Annotated in this window: 16 protein-coding genes; 11 read left to right on the top strand and 5 right to left on the bottom strand. The window is 45.7% G+C overall.

What is annotated here, in order from left to right; translation table 11 throughout:
* Positions 1 to 366: 366 nt before the first annotated feature.
* Together GCA01S_RS06310 and GCA01S_RS06305 are read left to right on the top strand one after the other, a co-directional pair.
* The gene (locus GCA01S_RS06310; protein WP_042408237.1) at positions 367 to 1,305 is read left to right on the top strand and encodes a TetR/AcrR family transcriptional regulator; all 939 of its coding nucleotides are present in this window, start codon (positions 367 to 369) and stop codon (positions 1,303 to 1,305) included.
* Positions 1,290 to 2,909: an MDR family MFS transporter gene (locus GCA01S_RS06305; RefSeq protein WP_042408234.1), complete on the top strand. Its 1,620-nt coding sequence runs from the start codon at positions 1,290 to 1,292 to the stop codon at positions 2,907 to 2,909. Before GCA01S_RS06310 ends, GCA01S_RS06305 begins: the two co-directional genes overlap by 16 nt.
* Before the next feature lie 239 nt (positions 2,910 to 3,148).
* Here GCA01S_RS06305 and GCA01S_RS06300 read toward each other — a convergent pair whose 3' ends face one another.
* The 3 genes from GCA01S_RS06300 to GCA01S_RS06290 form a co-directional block, all read right to left on the bottom strand.
* Positions 3,149 to 3,493 carry a DUF779 domain-containing protein gene (locus GCA01S_RS06300; RefSeq protein ID WP_026078575.1) on the bottom strand — a complete coding sequence of 115 codons (345 nt, stop codon included), beginning with the start codon at positions 3,491 to 3,493 and terminating at the stop codon, positions 3,149 to 3,151.
* A gap of 74 nt (positions 3,494 to 3,567) precedes the next feature.
* Positions 3,568 to 5,088 carry an aldehyde dehydrogenase gene (adh, locus tag GCA01S_RS06295; protein ID WP_042408233.1) on the bottom strand — a complete coding sequence of 507 codons (1,521 nt, stop codon included), beginning with the start codon at positions 5,086 to 5,088 and terminating at the stop codon, positions 3,568 to 3,570.
* A 165-nt stretch (positions 5,089 to 5,253) separates the two neighbouring features.
* Positions 5,254 to 5,868: a hypothetical protein gene (locus tag GCA01S_RS06290; RefSeq protein ID WP_174407478.1), complete on the bottom strand. Its 615-nt coding sequence runs from the start codon at positions 5,866 to 5,868 to the stop codon at positions 5,254 to 5,256.
* A gap of 88 nt (positions 5,869 to 5,956) precedes the next feature.
* Here GCA01S_RS06290 and GCA01S_RS06285 point away from each other — a divergent pair, with 88 nt between their 5' ends.
* From GCA01S_RS06285 to GCA01S_RS06270, 4 genes are all read left to right on the top strand, one after another.
* A complete protein-coding gene (locus GCA01S_RS06285; protein WP_042408230.1) occupies positions 5,957 to 6,400 on the top strand; it encodes a DUF1284 domain-containing protein in 444 nt (147 codons plus the stop codon).
* Between the two features lie 101 nt (positions 6,401 to 6,501).
* Positions 6,502 to 7,881, top strand: a complete 1,380-nt coding sequence (locus GCA01S_RS06280) for an aspartate kinase (RefSeq protein ID WP_042408272.1) — start codon at positions 6,502 to 6,504, stop codon at positions 7,879 to 7,881.
* A 133-nt stretch (positions 7,882 to 8,014) separates the two neighbouring features.
* Entirely contained in the window at positions 8,015 to 8,980 is a 966-nt protein-coding gene (locus GCA01S_RS06275; protein ID WP_042408227.1) for a processed acidic surface protein, read from the top strand.
* Positions 8,981 to 8,986: 6 nt separating this feature from the next.
* Positions 8,987 to 9,574, top strand: coding sequence for a class D sortase (locus GCA01S_RS06270; protein ID WP_042408225.1), 588 nt, complete (start codon positions 8,987 to 8,989; stop codon positions 9,572 to 9,574).
* Between the two features lie 23 nt (positions 9,575 to 9,597).
* On the opposite strand, the gene GCA01S_RS06265 is transcribed toward GCA01S_RS06270, so the two are convergent.
* Positions 9,598 to 10,050: a YwpF-like family protein gene (locus GCA01S_RS06265; RefSeq protein WP_042408222.1), complete on the bottom strand. Its 453-nt coding sequence runs from the start codon at positions 10,048 to 10,050 to the stop codon at positions 9,598 to 9,600.
* Between the two features lie 343 nt (positions 10,051 to 10,393).
* Here GCA01S_RS06265 and ssb point away from each other — a divergent pair, with 343 nt between their 5' ends.
* Entirely contained in the window at positions 10,394 to 10,741 is a 348-nt protein-coding gene (gene ssb, locus GCA01S_RS06260; protein WP_017436452.1) for a single-stranded DNA-binding protein, read from the top strand.
* 173 nt (positions 10,742 to 10,914) lie between these two features.
* Here ssb and GCA01S_RS06255 read toward each other — a convergent pair whose 3' ends face one another.
* Entirely contained in the window at positions 10,915 to 11,325 is a 411-nt protein-coding gene (locus GCA01S_RS06255) for a helix-turn-helix domain-containing protein (RefSeq protein WP_026078572.1), read from the bottom strand.
* Positions 11,326 to 11,537: 212 nt separating this feature from the next.
* Between GCA01S_RS06255 and GCA01S_RS06250 the strand changes: the two genes are divergently transcribed.
* The 4 genes from GCA01S_RS06250 to GCA01S_RS06235 all read left to right on the top strand — a co-directional run bounded on the left by GCA01S_RS06250 (position 11,538) and on the right by GCA01S_RS06235 (position 15,925).
* The gene (locus GCA01S_RS06250) at positions 11,538 to 12,038 is read left to right on the top strand and encodes a hypothetical protein (RefSeq protein ID WP_033313920.1); all 501 of its coding nucleotides are present in this window, start codon (positions 11,538 to 11,540) and stop codon (positions 12,036 to 12,038) included.
* 502 nt (positions 12,039 to 12,540) lie between these two features.
* Positions 12,541 to 13,851: a C40 family peptidase gene (locus GCA01S_RS06245; RefSeq protein WP_221198317.1), complete on the top strand. Its 1,311-nt coding sequence runs from the start codon at positions 12,541 to 12,543 to the stop codon at positions 13,849 to 13,851.
* Between the two features lie 423 nt (positions 13,852 to 14,274).
* Positions 14,275 to 15,420, top strand: a complete 1,146-nt coding sequence (gene wecB, locus GCA01S_RS06240) for a non-hydrolyzing UDP-N-acetylglucosamine 2-epimerase (RefSeq protein ID WP_042408217.1) — start codon at positions 14,275 to 14,277, stop codon at positions 15,418 to 15,420.
* 181 nt (positions 15,421 to 15,601) lie between these two features.
* The gene (locus GCA01S_RS06235; protein WP_223845336.1) at positions 15,602 to 15,925 is read left to right on the top strand and encodes a hypothetical protein; all 324 of its coding nucleotides are present in this window, start codon (positions 15,602 to 15,604) and stop codon (positions 15,923 to 15,925) included.
* The last annotated feature ends 557 nt before the right edge of the window (positions 15,926 to 16,482 follow it).

Below are 16,482 nucleotides of genomic sequence, written 5' to 3'. Positions count from 1 at the left end.
TGGACGATTTTTATTTATTTTTTTTTTTTTTTTTTTTTTTTTTTTTTTGACTATTAAGTCAACAAAAAATTGACGATATGGTCATTTTTTGTGAACATAATTGTTGATAAAAAATAAAAAGGTGCTTATAATGGTGTTTGTGATGTCGGTGACCATTTGGTCAAATTTGCGGCATAGGAATCGAGGTGCCTTTCAATGGACAAATGTAACAAACCCATTCGCTTTGAACGTGTAGTGGAGGCGTTGCGAAAACATGGGGTGCACGTCGAGCTCGTCAAACCGCGCTCGCAACTGTCTGTATATAAGCATATGCTACAAAATGCATGCCCTCGTGAAATTTCCTCTATCTAGGAGATGAAAAAAGGAATGGCCGATGAACGTAAAGTCCAGTTTATTGAAACAGCTATGAAATTATTTGCGGAAAAAGGGTATTACTCTACATCGATTCAAGATATTGTTGATGCCTGGGGCATTTCGAAAGGAGCATTTTATCATCACTTTTCGTCCAAAGAAGATTTGATGCTTGCCATCATTCAGCACCATTTTGAAAAAATGATGGAAAGTTTCACCGTCATTCCACAGGATAGCGGTTCGGAAAAAGAGCGGTTTATTCAACAAATCGCTGCGCATTTTGCGAATATGCATGAGCATAAAGAATTTTTGCAAATGATGATGACCGAACAAATCCCAAAAATTAGCAGCGATATTCACCTTTATTTATTGAAGCAGCGTGCTTATATCTTTTCGTGGTATTGCGACCGCCTCATCGAAGTATATGGAACAGAGGTAGAGCGGTACGTGTTTGATGTGGCGACGATGCTAAACGGCATGATTCGCCAATATATGTTTTGCTTTTTTTTGCAGCCAAGCAAGCTGCATGCCGAAGAAGTGGCGCGTTTTCTCGTGCGGCGTTTGGATGCGATCATTGCGAGTTTTTCTCATGAAGAAGCGCCGATTTTAAACAAAGAAATGGTAGAGCCGCTGATCGAAATGGAAGAAAAAGAGCGGTGTGTATTGCAAGAAAAGATTAGCGCCCGCATTGCCCATATGCAAAAAAAGATTCTATCGCTTTCGCTCGATAAAAAGATACAGCACGAGCTTCATGCTGCGCTGGATACGTTAGAAGCAGAATTAATGAATGAAGAGTCGGCGCCGAGGGAATATGTCGTGCAAGGGATTTTATTATATATCGAGAACCGGCATCTTCCGCTGCTTGCGGATGATTTGGCCGCATTAAGAAAGGATATTGAACAATATCGGAAAACGAATAATAGATGGGAGAGAAGTAAATGGAAAAAGCATTAGAAATGCCAACTAGCATCATTCGACATCGGAATATATTAATTACGGGTCTTATCATTGCCATGCTGTTTGGCGCGTTAGACGGAACGATCGTCGGAACGGCGATGCCGCGCATCGTTGGGGAGCTTGGCGGATTAAGTTTAATGACATGGCTGACGACCGCGTATATGTTGACATCGACAACGGTTGTGCCGATTGCCGGCAAGCTTGCGGATTTATTAGGCAGGCGAGTCATTTATGTGACAGGACTCGTCATTTTTATGGTTGGCTCTGCCCTTTGCGGCATGGCAAATGACATGACAGAGCTCATCATTTACCGAGGACTGCAAGGAATCGGCGGGGGAATTATGATGCCGATGGCCATGGTTGTCATCGGAGATGTGTTTACCGGAAAAGAGCGTGCGAAATGGCAAGGGGTTTTTGGTGGATTATATGGTCTTGCCTCTGTCATAGGTCCGCAAATCGGGGGATTTATCGTCGACCATTTGAATTGGCGCTGGGTATTTTATATTAATCTTCCTGTCGGGATTTTGGCAACGATTTTTATTGCGATGGGATTGAGCAAATATAAAGCGGAAGGACCAGTGAAGTTTGATCTTGCCGGGATGTTCACGATGGTTGTCGGCGTGGTTAGCTTGCTTTTAGCGTTAACGTTTGGCGGGGATAAGTATGAATGGACATCATGGCAAATCATTGCCTTGTTTGCGGTGGCACTCGTCTTTTTAACGCTGTTTGTATTCGTAGAGAGGAAAGCGGAAGAACCGATTTTGCCGATGCATTTATTTAAACACCGCACGTTTACCGTGTTAAATGGAATTGGCTTTTTAATGAGTGTCGGCATGTTTGGTGCGATTATGTTCGTTCCGTTTTTTATGCAAGGGGTTGTCGGAGTAAGTGCAACCCAGTCCGGCACGATTATGACGCCGATGATGATTACGATGATTATCGGAAGCATCGTTGGTGGCCGAATGGTTTATAAAATTGGTGTAAAATCACAGCTGTTCATTGGCATGGTCGTGATGGCGGCAGGGTTCGGTTTATTAAGCACAATGGACGTGGATACGTCCAAATTCACCGCCACGTTGTATATGATTATTCTAGGGATTGGAATGGGGTTAGTGATGCCGATTTTAACGCTGGCTTTGCAAGAAAGTTTTCCAAAGTCGGAGCTTGGCGTCGTCACCTCCTCCAGCCAGTTTTTCCGTGCGATCGGCGGAACGTTCGGTATGACGGTGTTAGGGGCGATTATGAACCATCGGTCGAGCCAGCTGCTAGATGACCGTCTCATGCCAATGCTTCGGTCGCTTCCTGCACAAGCAAAAGGAATGGTGGACCGGTTTGCCCATATGATTCATGATGATCCGCAAGGGCTTTATTCCGTTTTGCTTAGCCCGGAAGCGCTGGCGAAAATACCGCCGCAAATGCGGGAAACGTTTGTGCCGATTTTAAAACAGTCGCTTGTGGATTCGCTTCAATCTGTTTTCCTATTTGGACTTATTTTTGTCATTGGTGGGACAGTGCTTGTATTTGGGCTGAAGAAAATCACACTGTCTGACCGCCGGCAATTGCAAGAAACGGCGAAAAACGAAAAACTGCCGCAGAGCTAGCTCTCTGCGGCGGTTTTTTTGTGCTGCGAAACGAGGAAAGACGGCGGCAAATAGATGCGTTCTGCTTGATCGTTTGACCGACAAGGAATTAGGAAATTTTTCGACTATCGGAGGCAAGCTGATGCGTGATGGAGAACCGCACCACCACCGCTGGAGGAGTCCGCACATTGCATGGCTGTGCGGCCACGGAAGCCGAAGAGCAAGATGATTTGCTAGGGAAGGGGGTGGTTCGCCAACCATCAAGATCCGCTGCCAAACACTCGAGAGCGGGTGAGAAAGCGGACGCCTTCCGGCCCTTCAAGCGAAAACATGCCGCCGCGTCCGGGCACGACGTCGATAATCAGCTGGGTGTGCTTCCAATATTCGTATTGCGCCTTGGAAATGTAAAACGGGCAGCCGCCGATTTCGCCAAGCAGCACATCGGAATCGCCGACGATCAGCTCTCCTTGCGGGTAGCACATCGGCGAACTGCCGTCGCAGCAGCCGCCGGATTGGTGAAACATAAGCGGCCCGTACTTTGCTTTTAATTTTTCAATCAGGGCAAGCGCGGCATCGGTCGCAATCACTTTTGGCTCCTCATTCATGTTCATGACAATCCCTCCCTGCAGGAATATGGATAGGCAGAAAAGGCAGCGCGGATGGTGCGCTGCCTGCATGATTAGAACAGTCCTAGTTTTTTCGGCGAGTAGCTGACGAGCAAGTTTTTCGTTTGTTGATAATGTTCGAGCATCATTTTATGTGTTTCGCGGCCGAATCCGGACATTTTGTAGCCGCCGAATGCGGCGTGTGCAGGATAGATGTGGTAGCAGTTCGTCCAGACGCGTCCTGCCTGGATGCCGCGTCCGAAGCGGTAGGCGGTATTAATGTCGCGCGTCCAGACACCGGCGCCTAAGCCATACAATGTGTCATTGGCAATCGCAAGCGCTTCGTCTTTATCTTTAAATGTGGTGACAGCGACGACCGGCCCGAAAATTTCTTCTTGGAAAATGCGCATTTTATTATGGCCTTTGAAAACCGTCGGTTTGACGTAATAGCCATTTCTTAAGTCGCCTTCTAAATAGTTGCGTTCGCCGCCGATAAGCAGTTCAGCGCCTTCCTGTTTGCCAATGTCAATGTAGGAAAGGATTTTTTCTAATTGCTCCGAAGACGCTTGCGCTCCAATCATCGTTTCCGTATCGAGCGGATTGCCTTGTTTAATTTGTTTCACACGCTCTAACGCGCGTTCCATAAATTTGTCGTAAATCGATTCTTGAATGAGGGCGCGGGAAGGACATGTACATACTTCTCCTTGGTTTAAAGCGAAAAGCGTAAAGCCTTCAATGGCTTTATCGAAAAATTCATCATCTTTTGCCGCTACGTCTTCGAAGAAAATGTTTGGCGATTTTCCGCCAAGCTCCAATGTTACTGGAATAATGTTTTGCGATGCGTATTGCATGATGAGTCGTCCTGTTGTTGTTTCGCCGGTGAACGCCACTTTAGCGACGCGAGGGTTGGAGGCAAGCGGTTTTCCGGCTTCTAAACCAAATCCGTTGACGATGTTGACGACACCTGGAGGAAGTAAGTCTTGAATGAGTTCCATCAGTACGAGGATCGAAGTTGGTGTTTGTTCGGCAGGTTTTAAGACAACGCAGTTTCCAGCGGCTAACGCCGGCGCCAGTTTCCATGCTGCCATTAAAAGCGGGAAGTTCCATGGAATGATTTGTCCGACAACGCCGAGCGGCTCTTTAAAGTGATAGGCAACTGTATTATGGTCAATTTCTGCTAAAGTGCCTTCTTCCGCACGGATGCAGCCGGCGAAATAACGGAAATGATCGATGGCAAGCGGGATGTCGGCATTCAGCGTTTCGCGAATCGGCTTGCCGTTTTCCCACGTTTCCACGACTGCGAGCATTTCCAAGTTTTCTTCCATGCGGTCGGCAATTTTATTGAGGATTCGTGCGCGCTCAGCAGGGGAAGTACGGCCCCATGCATCTTTCGCAGCATGAGCAGCATCCAACGCAAGCTCGATATCAGCGGCTTTGGAGCGTGGTACTTCGCAGTAAGCTTGCCCCGTCACAGGAGAAATATTTTCAAAATACTCTCCGTCAACTGGCGGGACCCATTTGCCGCCAATGAAATTTTCATAGCGTTTTTTGAAAGTGACAAGTGAACCAGGCTGCCCAGGTTGAGCGTAAATCATCCAAGTTTCCCCCTTTGTATCTTTTTTATATACGCTTACAAAAAAGCGTATACATTATAGAAAAGTGAAAAATTCCTCCCAGTGATTAGGTTAGCATTATATGACAATTTTGTCAAAATAAAATTTTGAATTATTTAAAATTCTATAAAAATGAAAATTATGCATCTAGTAATGCAGTTCGAGTCCTTCCAGCCAGCGGCTTGCATATACGCTGCTTAAATGATGGAACGCTTCCAGCACATCGCTCGGATTGGCGTTGAAAAATTGTCGCGCCACTTCTTGGTTATGTTCTTGGATAAACTGAAATAAAAAATCTGTTTGGATGCGATTGACAATCAGAAGCGCGCTGTAAGAACGTTCGAGCTGCTCTTTGCGTTCCGTCCGGTCCACAGTTTGTTTGAAATGTTCACGGTAACGGTCTGTGAGTTCTAATAGATGATCGCGGATGTTCGCTTGCGCTTCGTTGAACATGTTTTCCACCTCTTTCGGGGAAAAAAGCGATTGTTTCTCGAGCATCGCACCGAATATTTGTTGCAGTGCATGCGCCGATTCCGTTGCGAAGGTGACGTTCATCAGCAGTCCATGTATATATTCCTGTTCGTCCGCAGACTGAATTCGCAATTTCATAATCGTTTCGAGCACATCAGAATGGATTTTTTCTTTCGTCCAATGTTTCGTTAGTTCATGAAGCAAAACCGATAAGATGCGAGCTGCTTCTTCTTTCGTCATGGCGGTTAGTTCCTTTCTATGTTGTTTATTTGTATATTTCAAGGATGCCATGTCTTCTTCACGTCCGTCAATGTCCATGTTGTAGGACGGCGCTTCTTCAAGTAAGATGGAATTATGGAAAAAGGGGAGGAGAGAAGCGATGAAGCCGCTGCGCTTACGGGGACATCATTTATTATGTGTGCACGGATTTCGCGGAATGGGATATAGCACATCGTTTGTGGAAAAGATGTGGGAAGTCGTGACGAAAATTCGCGATGAAGAGCAAGACTTTCCAATTCAAGTCGTCGCTGCTCTGGATGATGCGTGCATGGCATGTCCACACCATGGAGAAACGACGTGCCAAGCCGATCCGAATTCCAATAAACATGTGACCTCCATGGACCAAAAAGTAATCCGTCATTTAGGCATTGAAGAAAACGGGGTTTACTTAAAATCGGAACTAGTGAGGCTCACTGCACAAAAGGTGCGTCCTGACGATTTAGATTACTTATGCGCCAAATGCTCCTGGCTTCCGTACGGTGTGTGTAAAGAAGGCATTGCCAATGTCCGGGCCGGAAATGTTGCACAAAAGGAAGCGGAGTAATTTTTTTGTCAGAATTCCGAAAAAATAATGACATCGCCCATAAAAAAGTGTGGTATGATAAACAAATATAAGGAGATTTTCGAACAGAAAGGGTTATGGACATGAAAGTAGCAAAGTTCGGTGGAAGTTCTGTCGCAAGCGCCACACAGTTTCGCAAAGTGGCGGATATTGTCAGCTCCGATGTTGAGCGCCGCATTGTGATCGTATCGGCACCGGGGAAACGGTTTAAAGATGATGTGAAAGTGACCGATATGCTTATTCAGCTGGCACAGGCGGCGATCGACGGGAAAGCGTACGATGAGGTGCTTGACGAGATCGTAAAACGGTATGCGGAAATCGCGAATGAGCTCGAATTGCCAGCAGGGGAATTTTTAGCGGAACTCCAAGACGATCTGCGTTGGAAAATCAGCGAGTACCGCAATGAGCCATGCCGCTTGATGGATGCGATCAAAGCGAGCGGGGAGGATCATAACGCACGGTTGATGGCGCTGTATTTACAGGAAACCGGGCTTGAAGCGAGCTACGTCAGTCCCCGGGAGGCGGGAATTTTCGTTACGGATGAACCGGGCAATGCGCAAATTTTGCCGGAGTCATATGAAAAGTTGTATCAGTTGCGCAACCGGCGCGGGGTGTTAGTGATCCCAGGGTTTTTTGGTTACTCGCTCGACGGGCATATCGTGACATTTCCGCGCGGTGGCTCCGATATTAGCGGCTCGATTGTCGCAGCAGGGGTAAAAGCGGATGTGTATGAAAACTTTACCGACGTCGATTCGATTTATTGCGTCAACCCTTCGATTATTGCCAATCCGCGCAAGTTGAAAGAAATTACTTATCGTGAAATGCGCGAACTTTCCTACTCTGGGTTTTCCGTGTTTCATGATGAAGCGCTGGAGCCGGTGTACCGCGCGGGAATTCCGGTTTGCGTCAAAAATACGAATAATCCTGCGGCCCCAGGCACTTGGATTGTCGCCAAACGCAACCATCAGGAAGAGCCGATTGCCGGCATTGCCAGCGATACTGGATTTTGCAGCATTAACATTAGCAAATATTTAATGAACCGGGAAATCGGATTTGGCCGCCGGGTGCTGCAGATTTTAGAGGATGAAGGAATCTCCTACGAACATACTCCTTCCGGCATCGACAATATGTCGGTGATTTTACGCGCCAGCCAACTGGAAGGGGAGAAAGAAAAGCGTATTTTAGACCGCATTCAAACGGAATTGGAAGTCGATGAAGTAAATGTGGAATACGGGCTTGCGCTTATTATGGTGGTCGGCGAAGGAATGGAGCGCACCGTTGGAATGGCAGCAAAAGCGACGACGGCGCTGGCGAAGGCCAACATTAACTTAGAGATGATTAACCAAGGCTCATCGGAAGTAAGCATGATGTTTGGCGTCAAAGAGGAAGTCGTTACCAATGCGGTGCGCGCGCTGTATGAGGCGTATTTTCAAGAATTACCCGTCGGAAACAGCGTCAAATAAGAAGCAGAATACATAGGAAGCGGAAACGAACAAAACAGATTCGTTTCCGCTTCTTTTTTATACATAAGACGCCGCCCTTCGGAAAATACTACCAATGTATCTTACTTGATGCAATGGAAGGGAGGAAATGGTATTGAAGCGCTGGTTGTCCGCCATGATTGTTTGTTCTCTGTTTATCATTGCTTCCAATGGGACGCGCGCATTTGCCCAAATTCAAAAACAAGAACTGGAACAGTACATCGAAAGCATAGGCTGGTCGATGAGCGATTTGCTGAATTATTTGGACAAGTACAAGATGACGGTGGCTGATTTTCAAAGCATGGAGGAATTAAAACAATGGCTTGGCACGCCGATTACGGAAGAAAACATGCAACGCTTGCTCAAGAAGCACCAACTGACGCAAGAAGAGCTGGAGGCGCTGCTCGGGCAGTTTGGGGAAACGATGCAAGATTATACGTTTATCGAAGATTTGGATACAGCGGTCCGTTTTTATTTGCGCCATAACGAAAAGATGCAGCAAATTAACGATATGCTTGGCGCGATTGGTTTTACTGAAAGCGAAGCAAAACGTCTGTTTGAACATATTGCCTCGCTGCCAAATCCGCATGTAGGGCAGCAGTTAGCCGAACTAGACCGCCGTCTGCAACCGTTTCTGCAAGTAGAAGATGTGACACAGCTGACAGAAACGCAGCGCCGGCAGCTGCTTTCCATTTGGGAAGACGTATTGTCTACTTTGCAAATGAAAGCAGCATTTTATTTGGAGGAAAACGGGAAAAAACAGAAAATCTCTTACCATGAGCTGGCAACGGCAAACATGCCGGAAGGACGCGAGTTATTGGTCGAACTATATAACGAAGCAGGGGAATTGCTTTCTGATGTGCGGTTGTCGAAAGAAATGTTTACTTCCGGCTATGTCGTGCGGGCGGGGGAAAGATGGATCGCAGCAGGGGAATTAGCAAGTGAAATGAAAGAAACGATGTATGGCGAAAAAATGCCGGATACCGCTTCTCCGTATCTTGCCCGTACGCTTTCCGGTGTTCTCCTCGCTTTGTTTGGCTTTTACATTTATTGGAGCAGCAAAAAGAAATTGGCGGAGTGAAAACGAATGTTTCGTCGCGCGAAGACGTACGTTGCAGCTGTATGTATTGTGACCGGCTTGGGGATGGCGCTTTGGAACGGTTATTGCTACTGGATGGGATATCATGCCGTACAAAATGTAGAAGCGGAAGGTAAAAAACCAGCATCCCGGCAGGCGTCCCGGCCGCAGCAGGCGGCGCTGCCAGCAAAGCCGAAGATCGGAGAGCAAATCGGCACGCTGTTTATTCCGAAACTGAGCGTATCGATCTCGATTTACCACGGGGTGACGGAACAGCAGCTGCGAAAAGGTATCGGCCACTATCCAAAAAGCGCTCTGCCGGGGGAACCGCACAATATGGTTCTATCGGGCCATCGCGATACCGTATTTCGGCAGTTAGGGCAAATCGGCATTGGTGACGAATTAATGGTGAAGACAGCAAGCAAACAATTTATTTATCGCGTAACGAAAGTGCGCATTGTTGATCAACATGACCGGACGGTTTTGGTCGAAAAACCGCGCCCAACGTTAACGGTGACGACCTGCTATCCATTTCATTTTTTCGGAAAGGCAAAGCAGCGCTATGTGCTGATCGCCCGGCTCGTTTCCGCACAATAAAGAAAAGGGCTAGAAGCGTTTTTCTAGCCCTTTACTGTTTCTTCATTATTTTTAGTTTTGATCCCGCGACGTTCGTCTAGCTGATGTTTAAATTCTTTCAATAACGCCTCGCCTTGCAGCCCCTTTTTGACAAGACCTGCTAGTACGACTTCCGCCAAGTGCGTTCTGCTTGGAACGATGGATCCTTCCATCAGCACGCTGATATGGTTGTTCATTCTTGTGATGGAACGAACAGTGACGAGCATATTGGCCGGATCATTGCTGCGATTGGTAATCGTCACTTGCAGACGAAATTCATCCTCTTTGTGCTGCAAATCCGCAAAAATGGGTTCATACTGTTGGTCTAAATAGGCCTCCACGAGCCAGCGGTTTTTTCCGTCTTCTTTATTAATAATGAGGCCATCAATAAACGGAATATCCTGCGGGTCCGAATCGTCATGAACGACCGAGAGCCCCACAAGCTTGAAGGTTTTCATTCCATCCACCTCGTCAGCATTGTCTTGTAGAAATTATAGCATATTCCCATCGCAAAAGGAAAACGGATCGTATGTCTGTCCTCCATTTACTATTTTATACAGGAAAATGAAATGGGTTATGTCCATAAAATAGTGTCATGAACAAAAATATCACCACTGTCATTTTTCATGAAAGCATGCCAAAATTTAATTTTGCTAGCCGGTTTCTTTTCTTTGTACAGATGCTAGTCATTATTGTACCAATAAATATCATGTAAAAATTCAAAAATCGCCATTTTACGATGGGAATCGATGTCATTTATGATGAAAATGCAAGGAAACGAAGGGGGAGATGTGGAGAAACATGATTAATCAAGTGGTGCTCGTCGGCCGGTTAACGAAAGATCCGGAACTTCGCTATACCGCCGATGGAGCAGCAGTCGCTAACATTACGTTAGCAGTAGCAAGAAATTTCCGCAATGCAGAAGGGAGGGTAGATACTGATTTCGTCCCGTGCGTCCTTTGGCGAAAGACAGCAGAAAACACGGCCAATTATTGCCGAAAAGGCTCGATGATTGCGGTGACGGGACGGGTCCAAACGCGAAACTATGAAAACAAAGACGGACAGCGTGTCTATGTCACTGAGGTAGTAGCGGAATCTGTCCGCTTTATCGGCACCAGCAAAGTGAATGAATGGTTCGAGCACGCCTGAATTTCCTCTGTATTTCCCCATGTTTTCCTTTCCAAATCATTGTCCCCAAGAGAAAAAGAATATATTTTCCCCAAAAAGTCCCCAACGATGGCGCTAGCACGATTATGTTAGCGCTTTTTTTCTGCAGACATAGCAATGCGCGGCCAGAAAAAATGATATGGGAACGCCCTTCTTTATTTGATGGCGTCGGAAAACTCTTTGATGATGGTGGAAATCATTACTTCAGCATGTTTTCGTTTTTTGTTTGGCAATTGTGCCAGCGAATAAATCGCTTCTTCGATGTTGGGGTTTTGCTTCAAATAATTGATAATATCGAGCGTTTTTTCGCTAATATCGTCCGTTTGGTACCATCGTCTTACCTCGCGCAACAGCTCCTTTTTGGAAGAATCCCTGCCGATTAAAAAGTCGATGCTCACGTTGTACAAGTTGCTTAGTTTTTGCAGGGACTGCACATCGGGAAGCAAGTCGCCATTTTCCCATTTGCTAATTTGCGAGCGCGATATATTCAAGTATTGCGCTAATTGTTCCTGCGTCCAGTGCTGCTGTTTGCGCAAATATTTTAGTCTTTCGCCTAAATCCATCATTATTCACCACGCTATCAGAAAATCCATCAATAACTTAAAGATAGAAAAGCGTGGCGGAGACTTGTGTTCTGTTTATAACCGTTTTCCGATTTGTTCCGATAAAGAACAAAACCATTCTTTACCCCAAGGTTCGACATCTTTTTCATTTACTAGTTACATGGTATAATAAGTAAAAATGGGTAAATATTTACTATAATTAGAAAAAAAGGGGGATGATGGTGAATATTTATCTCGCTGATTTAATGGTTCGTGAACGGAAAGGCTCGAAACGGAAAAAGGAAACGTATCGCATATTTATTAAAGAGATGAAAAATCCGTTTTCGATTCGGTTGAAAACGATTGCACCGACGAATTTTACCGATTCGCTGCGGTTTTTAAAAAGCGAGGAAAACCGTGATCGCTTTTTAGGAGAGGATACGCTGTTCCGTACGATTATATGTTCTAGTGATGCTCAATTATATTTTGTGTTTAAATGTGTCAATCAATTATATATGTTTATCGTAAAGCTGGATTTGCAAAGGCAAAAGTTTGAAATCACCCTCTACGAGTGGAACCAGCTGCAGCAAAAATATCTCCGCGTTCATACCAATGAACTATTAGCGATGGAAAGAAAGCTGATTTATGAAATCTTGCAGTCTATTTATATTTTTGATCATAAGCGCATTTCCTACTTGTATACGTGTCCGGCGAGAAAAAACAACAAAATGCTGTAGTTGGGTTGCCCCAAATGCTTTCCCTGATGGCACGCATCTTCCATGGCATGGCGATAATTTCGTCAGCATCACCCTGTTTCGTTGCTTTGTCCCGTAGGTGTTACAGCTGCTTTTCCGAAAGTAAAAAAACTCTTTCTATTAGGAAGGAATTTCCGTTATACTAGTAAATAAGAATTATAGATGAATAATATGTATAGTCAATTTTTGGCTTTTATGCGTGTCGAAAAAGGGAATATAGCTACGAAGGTTGTCGTTCTTTTGTATGATGTAGGAGCCTGGTTTTACATCAATTCCTTTTTTTCGACATGATCACCATGGCGAATTCTACTTACCGCGTGAAAGCAAAAGAGGTAAAGCGAAATCGGCGCGTGGACGTTTGATGTTGTGAATGTTCAAGAAAAGATGCGAGGGATGAAAGCAGGAAAGGAAGAGGGGGATCGCTGTGAGTATCAGGCCAAGAGATGTTGTGTTAACGACCGCTTTTGTTTCGGCGTTGTTTTTGATGCCAGATGACGGGAAAGCAGCAGAATGGAAGGTTGGGATGAGTTCGCCGCAAGTGAAAGAGCTGCAGCAGCTCTTGAAAGAAAAAGGATTTTTCACATATCCGACTGCGACGGGATATTTTGGACCGATTACCGAGCAGGCCGTTAAAGCGTTTCAAGCATCTGTCCGCCTGCCGGCGACCGGCATTGTCGATGATGCTACATATGCGAAATTGAAAGGAAGCCCCGCTGCCAATGCGGCCATGAAAATCGGCTCGCGTGGAAACGAGGTAAAAGTGCTGCAGCAAAACTTAAAACTTCTTGGTTATTTTAAGTACCCGGAGATTACCGGCTATTTTGGCGTAATCACCCAAGACGCGGTGAAACGGTTCCAGCAGGCAAACGGGCTTTCCGCAACCGGGGTGGCTGATGCTCGCACGTTGCAGCTGATTCAAAACGCCATGCGCCATCCGTCTGCCACATCGGTCAAACCGCCTCAAGCCAATGCGCTGAAAATCGGCTCGCGGGGGGCGGAAGTAAGCAAACTGCAGCAAAACTTAAAACAGCTCGGCTATTTTACATATCCAAAGATCACCGGTTATTACGGAACGGTGACGGCCACCGCGGTCCGGCAGTTTCAAAAACAATATCAGCTGCCAGTGACCGGCGCGGCCGATGGCGCGACAATCGCGAAGATCAATGAGGCGCTGAAGAAACAAGCTCCATCCCATCCGCCTGCTTCGCAAGGGACCATCTATCTAACGATCGGCTCGGCAGGCGATCAGGTCAAACAGGTGCAAGCGAAATTGAAACAGCTCGGTTATTTTACCTATCCGGAAATTACCGGGTATTACGGGGCGATTACGGCGGACGCGGTGAAACGATTCCAGAACAGCGTCGGCATCAAAGCGACCGGCGTTGTCGATGCGGAAACATATGAGCGATTGACGGGGCAGGCGCCGCAGCGGAAACTGGATGTCATCGAGCTTGTCGCCGATGCGTCCGAGCTTCTCGGCAAGCCGTACGTTTGGGGCGGCCAAACGCCGGAGGTGGGCTTTGACTGCAGCGGGTTGATTGTATATTTGTTTAAAAAACAAGGCATTTCTTTGCCGCGCACGGTAGCGACGATTTGGAACGTCGGTACGCCGGTTTCCTCTCCTTCGGTTGGCGACATTGTCTTTTTTAACACAAGCCAATCCGGTCCGTCCCACGCGGGCATTTATATCGGCAATAGACAATTTATTCATAGCGGCTCTTCCACTGGCGTTACCATCAGCAGCTTGGATAATTCTTATTGGAAAGCGCGTTACTTGGGCGCAAAACGATACTAAATGGGAAAAGATGATGGACGGTTTATCCAATGAAAAGGGATGGCTTGGGGTTTTCCGGAGCTGTCCTTTTTTTACGAAGCGTTGTTCGTTTCTAAATATACGCGTAGCAATGCATGTTTGCCATCTAGAATGCTAAGCTATGGATATGAATCATTTTTCGAGCATGATGGAAAGCTTTCGGCCTTAGGAATTGTCGCGATCGCACCAAACCTACCTCCTGAATTTTACCAAAAAACTTGCTTTCCCCGACTCAAGTCCCCCTCATAGCTATCTAATCAGTAAAGAAGAACCAATTTTTCTATTGGGAAGCATTCAAGTTTATGGAGAACGAATGCGCTAATGGTTGAGAAAATGGAAAGGTTATGATAATGTAAGGAATGAAGTTTGCACCGGATCTAACATTTTACATTGTAGGTGAAAGTAATGGCAGATAAAATTAAAGTAATGACTATTTTCGGCACAAGACCGGAAGCAATTAAAATGGCACCGCTTGTATTGGAGCTGAAAAAACATTCGGAACTGATTGAACCGATTGTCACCGTAACGGCGCAGCATCGGCAAATGCTGGACCAAGTGCTAGAAATTTTCCATATAAAGCCCGATTATGACTTAAATATTATGAAAGACCGCCAAACGTTGACGGATATTACCGTCCGCGCTTTAGAAGGACTCGATGACGTGATGAAAAAGGTGAAGCCGGATTTAGTGCTGGTGCACGGGGATACGACAACGACGTTTGTCGCCAGCCTCGCGGCGTTTTACAATCAAATCGCTGTCGGGCATGTTGAAGCCGGGTTGCGCACGTGGAATAAATATTCACCATTTCCGGAAGAAATGAACCGTCAGCTTACCGGTGTGATCGCCGATCTTCATTTTGCGCCAACGAAAAAAGCGCACGAAAACTTAATCCGTGAGAATAAAAAACCCGATTCGATTTTTATTACGGGAAACACGGCCATCGACGCGTTAAAAACGACGGTGACCGAAGATTATCAGCATGATATTTTAACGAAAATCGGCAACGACCGCATGATTTTATTAACTGCCCATCGCAGGGAAAATCTTGGCGAATCCATGCGCAACATGTTCCGCGCGATTAAGCGCATTGTTCAAGAGCATGAAGATGTGCAAGTCGTTTACCCTGTTCATTTAAATCCGGCGGTACGTGAAGTAGCCGATGAAATTCTTGGCCATGATCCGCGCATTCATTTAATTGAACCTTTAGATGTATTTGATTTTCATAATCTTGCCGCGAGAGCGTTTCTTATTTTGACGGATTCCGGCGGCGTGCAGGAAGAAGCGCCTTCGTTGGGAGTTCCGGTATTAGTGCTTCGCGATACGACGGAACGGCCGGAAGGCATCGAAGCGGGAACGCTGAAATTAGCGGGAACCAATGAAGAAACGATATACCGCATGGCCCGCGAGCTGTTGAATAATCGAAACGAATATGAAAAAATGGCGAAAGCTTCAAATCCATACGGAGATGGGCAAGCTTCCAAACGCATCGTGCAGGCCATTCTTTATTATTTTGGCAAGGCAGAATCTGCTCCAGCTCCTTTTACTATTTAGACAAAATATGGATCAGTAATGGAAAATAAACGTTGTATCGAATATAAGGTTGTTTTTTGATGAAGATATAAAAATGAATCATCACTTTAGGAGGTAATATATCACTATTATGTTCAAGAGCCTTCCGAACGGAATAAAAATAAGCATTACGAGGTCTATTTCGGCCGCCTTTGAGAAATATATGGAAATGATTCAATGGGATGAAAAAAAATATAACTTAGAGGATTTTATTGCGTACTGGCGGGATTATGCGCAAAAAAATGCTTCTTGGTTCAAGAAAATAGATGATGAGATCAAGTCTAACCCAGATTTTCACGAAGAGTTGGCTGCAAAAATAAACGAAGTGATTGAAAAGGCATTGACAGAACCACCGACAGAACAGGAAATGAAGGCGCTGGACAGTCTTATTGCTCAATTGGGGATGGATGATATTGACTATACGTGTAGAATGGAAGCGAAGTACCATATCGAACGGCTGAAGGAAAAATTAACATCGCAATCGTAATTCTCAAGGAATGAACATATCATGAACAGGCTCCCTTGAAGTAGACAGAAAAAGCTGGCGGTTTGCAAAAGTATTAGCCACGAAAGTCTGTGGCTGAAGTGATTGGGATGAAGCGGAAAACGGTTTTGACCCAAGCCGACAGGGAGCTAAGCGCCAATGAGGTGTTTGTCCATGATATTTAACGGAACAAGAGTGAATGCCTGCACGCAGGTGCAGGAAAAACTCTCTAGTACGCCAGAACCTGCCGACTTGAATGGTGCAAAAGTTCAGTTTGAGGGGTTTTTTTCATATTTTTCCCGAGAAGTCTTCCTCTTCTAATCGAAGGGAAGGGGAGATGAATCGGGAGATTTTTATTTATGAAAAGCAAACATATGTTCTATTTTGGGCTATCCTATCAGGCAGGGAAAGGAAGAGTTCTCCTGTTTTGCGGCCAAAACGGATTCGGATCGATGGTGTGCCCGCATCACAAGTCTGCCTGTGTTTGGATGAATGTCTTTGATGAGTGAAGGAACATCTTTTCTCTAATGCGGCTGCTGGACACTAAAAGCGAACTGCAA

The sequence above is a fragment of the Parageobacillus caldoxylosilyticus NBRC 107762 genome (assembly GCF_000632715.1).
Classification (GTDB): Bacteria; Bacillota; Bacilli; order Bacillales; family Anoxybacillaceae; genus Saccharococcus; species Saccharococcus caldoxylosilyticus.
The sequence above is the reverse complement of the archived record's forward strand: the minus strand, read 5'-3'. Positions and strand labels throughout refer to the sequence as shown.

Bases quoted from the DNA above. Each gene is read 5' to 3' on its own strand.
- adh (WP_042408233.1), bottom strand. From the start codon at position 5,088: ATGATTTACGCTCAACCTGGGCAGCCTGGTTCACTTGTCACTTTCAAA.
- GCA01S_RS06280 (WP_042408272.1), top strand. From the start codon at position 6,502: ATGAAAGTAGCAAAGTTCGGTGGAAGTTCTGTCGCAAGCGCCACACAG.
- ssb (WP_017436452.1), top strand. From the start codon at position 10,394: ATGATTAATCAAGTGGTGCTCGTCGGCCGGTTAACGAAAGATCCGGAA.
- GCA01S_RS06270 (WP_042408225.1), top strand. From the start codon at position 8,987: ATGTTTCGTCGCGCGAAGACGTACGTTGCAGCTGTATGTATTGTGACC.
- GCA01S_RS06300 (WP_026078575.1), bottom strand. From the start codon at position 3,493: ATGAATGAGGAGCCAAAAGTGATTGCGACCGATGCCGCGCTTGCCCTG.
- GCA01S_RS06310 (WP_042408237.1), top strand. From the start codon at position 367: ATGGCCGATGAACGTAAAGTCCAGTTTATTGAAACAGCTATGAAATTA.
- GCA01S_RS06265 (WP_042408222.1), bottom strand. From the start codon at position 10,050: ATGAAAACCTTCAAGCTTGTGGGGCTCTCGGTCGTTCATGACGATTCG.
- wecB (WP_042408217.1), top strand. From the start codon at position 14,275: ATGGCAGATAAAATTAAAGTAATGACTATTTTCGGCACAAGACCGGAA.
- GCA01S_RS06235 (WP_223845336.1), top strand. From the start codon at position 15,602: ATGGAAATGATTCAATGGGATGAAAAAAAATATAACTTAGAGGATTTT.
- GCA01S_RS06290 (WP_174407478.1), bottom strand. From the start codon at position 5,868: ATGGCATCCTTGAAATATACAAATAAACAACATAGAAAGGAACTAACC.
- GCA01S_RS06285 (WP_042408230.1), top strand. From the start codon at position 5,957: ATGAAGCCGCTGCGCTTACGGGGACATCATTTATTATGTGTGCACGGA.
- GCA01S_RS06245 (WP_221198317.1), top strand. From the start codon at position 12,541: ATGCCAGATGACGGGAAAGCAGCAGAATGGAAGGTTGGGATGAGTTCG.
- GCA01S_RS06305 (WP_042408234.1), top strand. From the start codon at position 1,290: ATGGAAAAAGCATTAGAAATGCCAACTAGCATCATTCGACATCGGAAT.
- GCA01S_RS06255 (WP_026078572.1), bottom strand. From the start codon at position 11,325: ATGATGGATTTAGGCGAAAGACTAAAATATTTGCGCAAACAGCAGCAC.
- GCA01S_RS06250 (WP_033313920.1), top strand. From the start codon at position 11,538: ATGATGGTGAATATTTATCTCGCTGATTTAATGGTTCGTGAACGGAAA.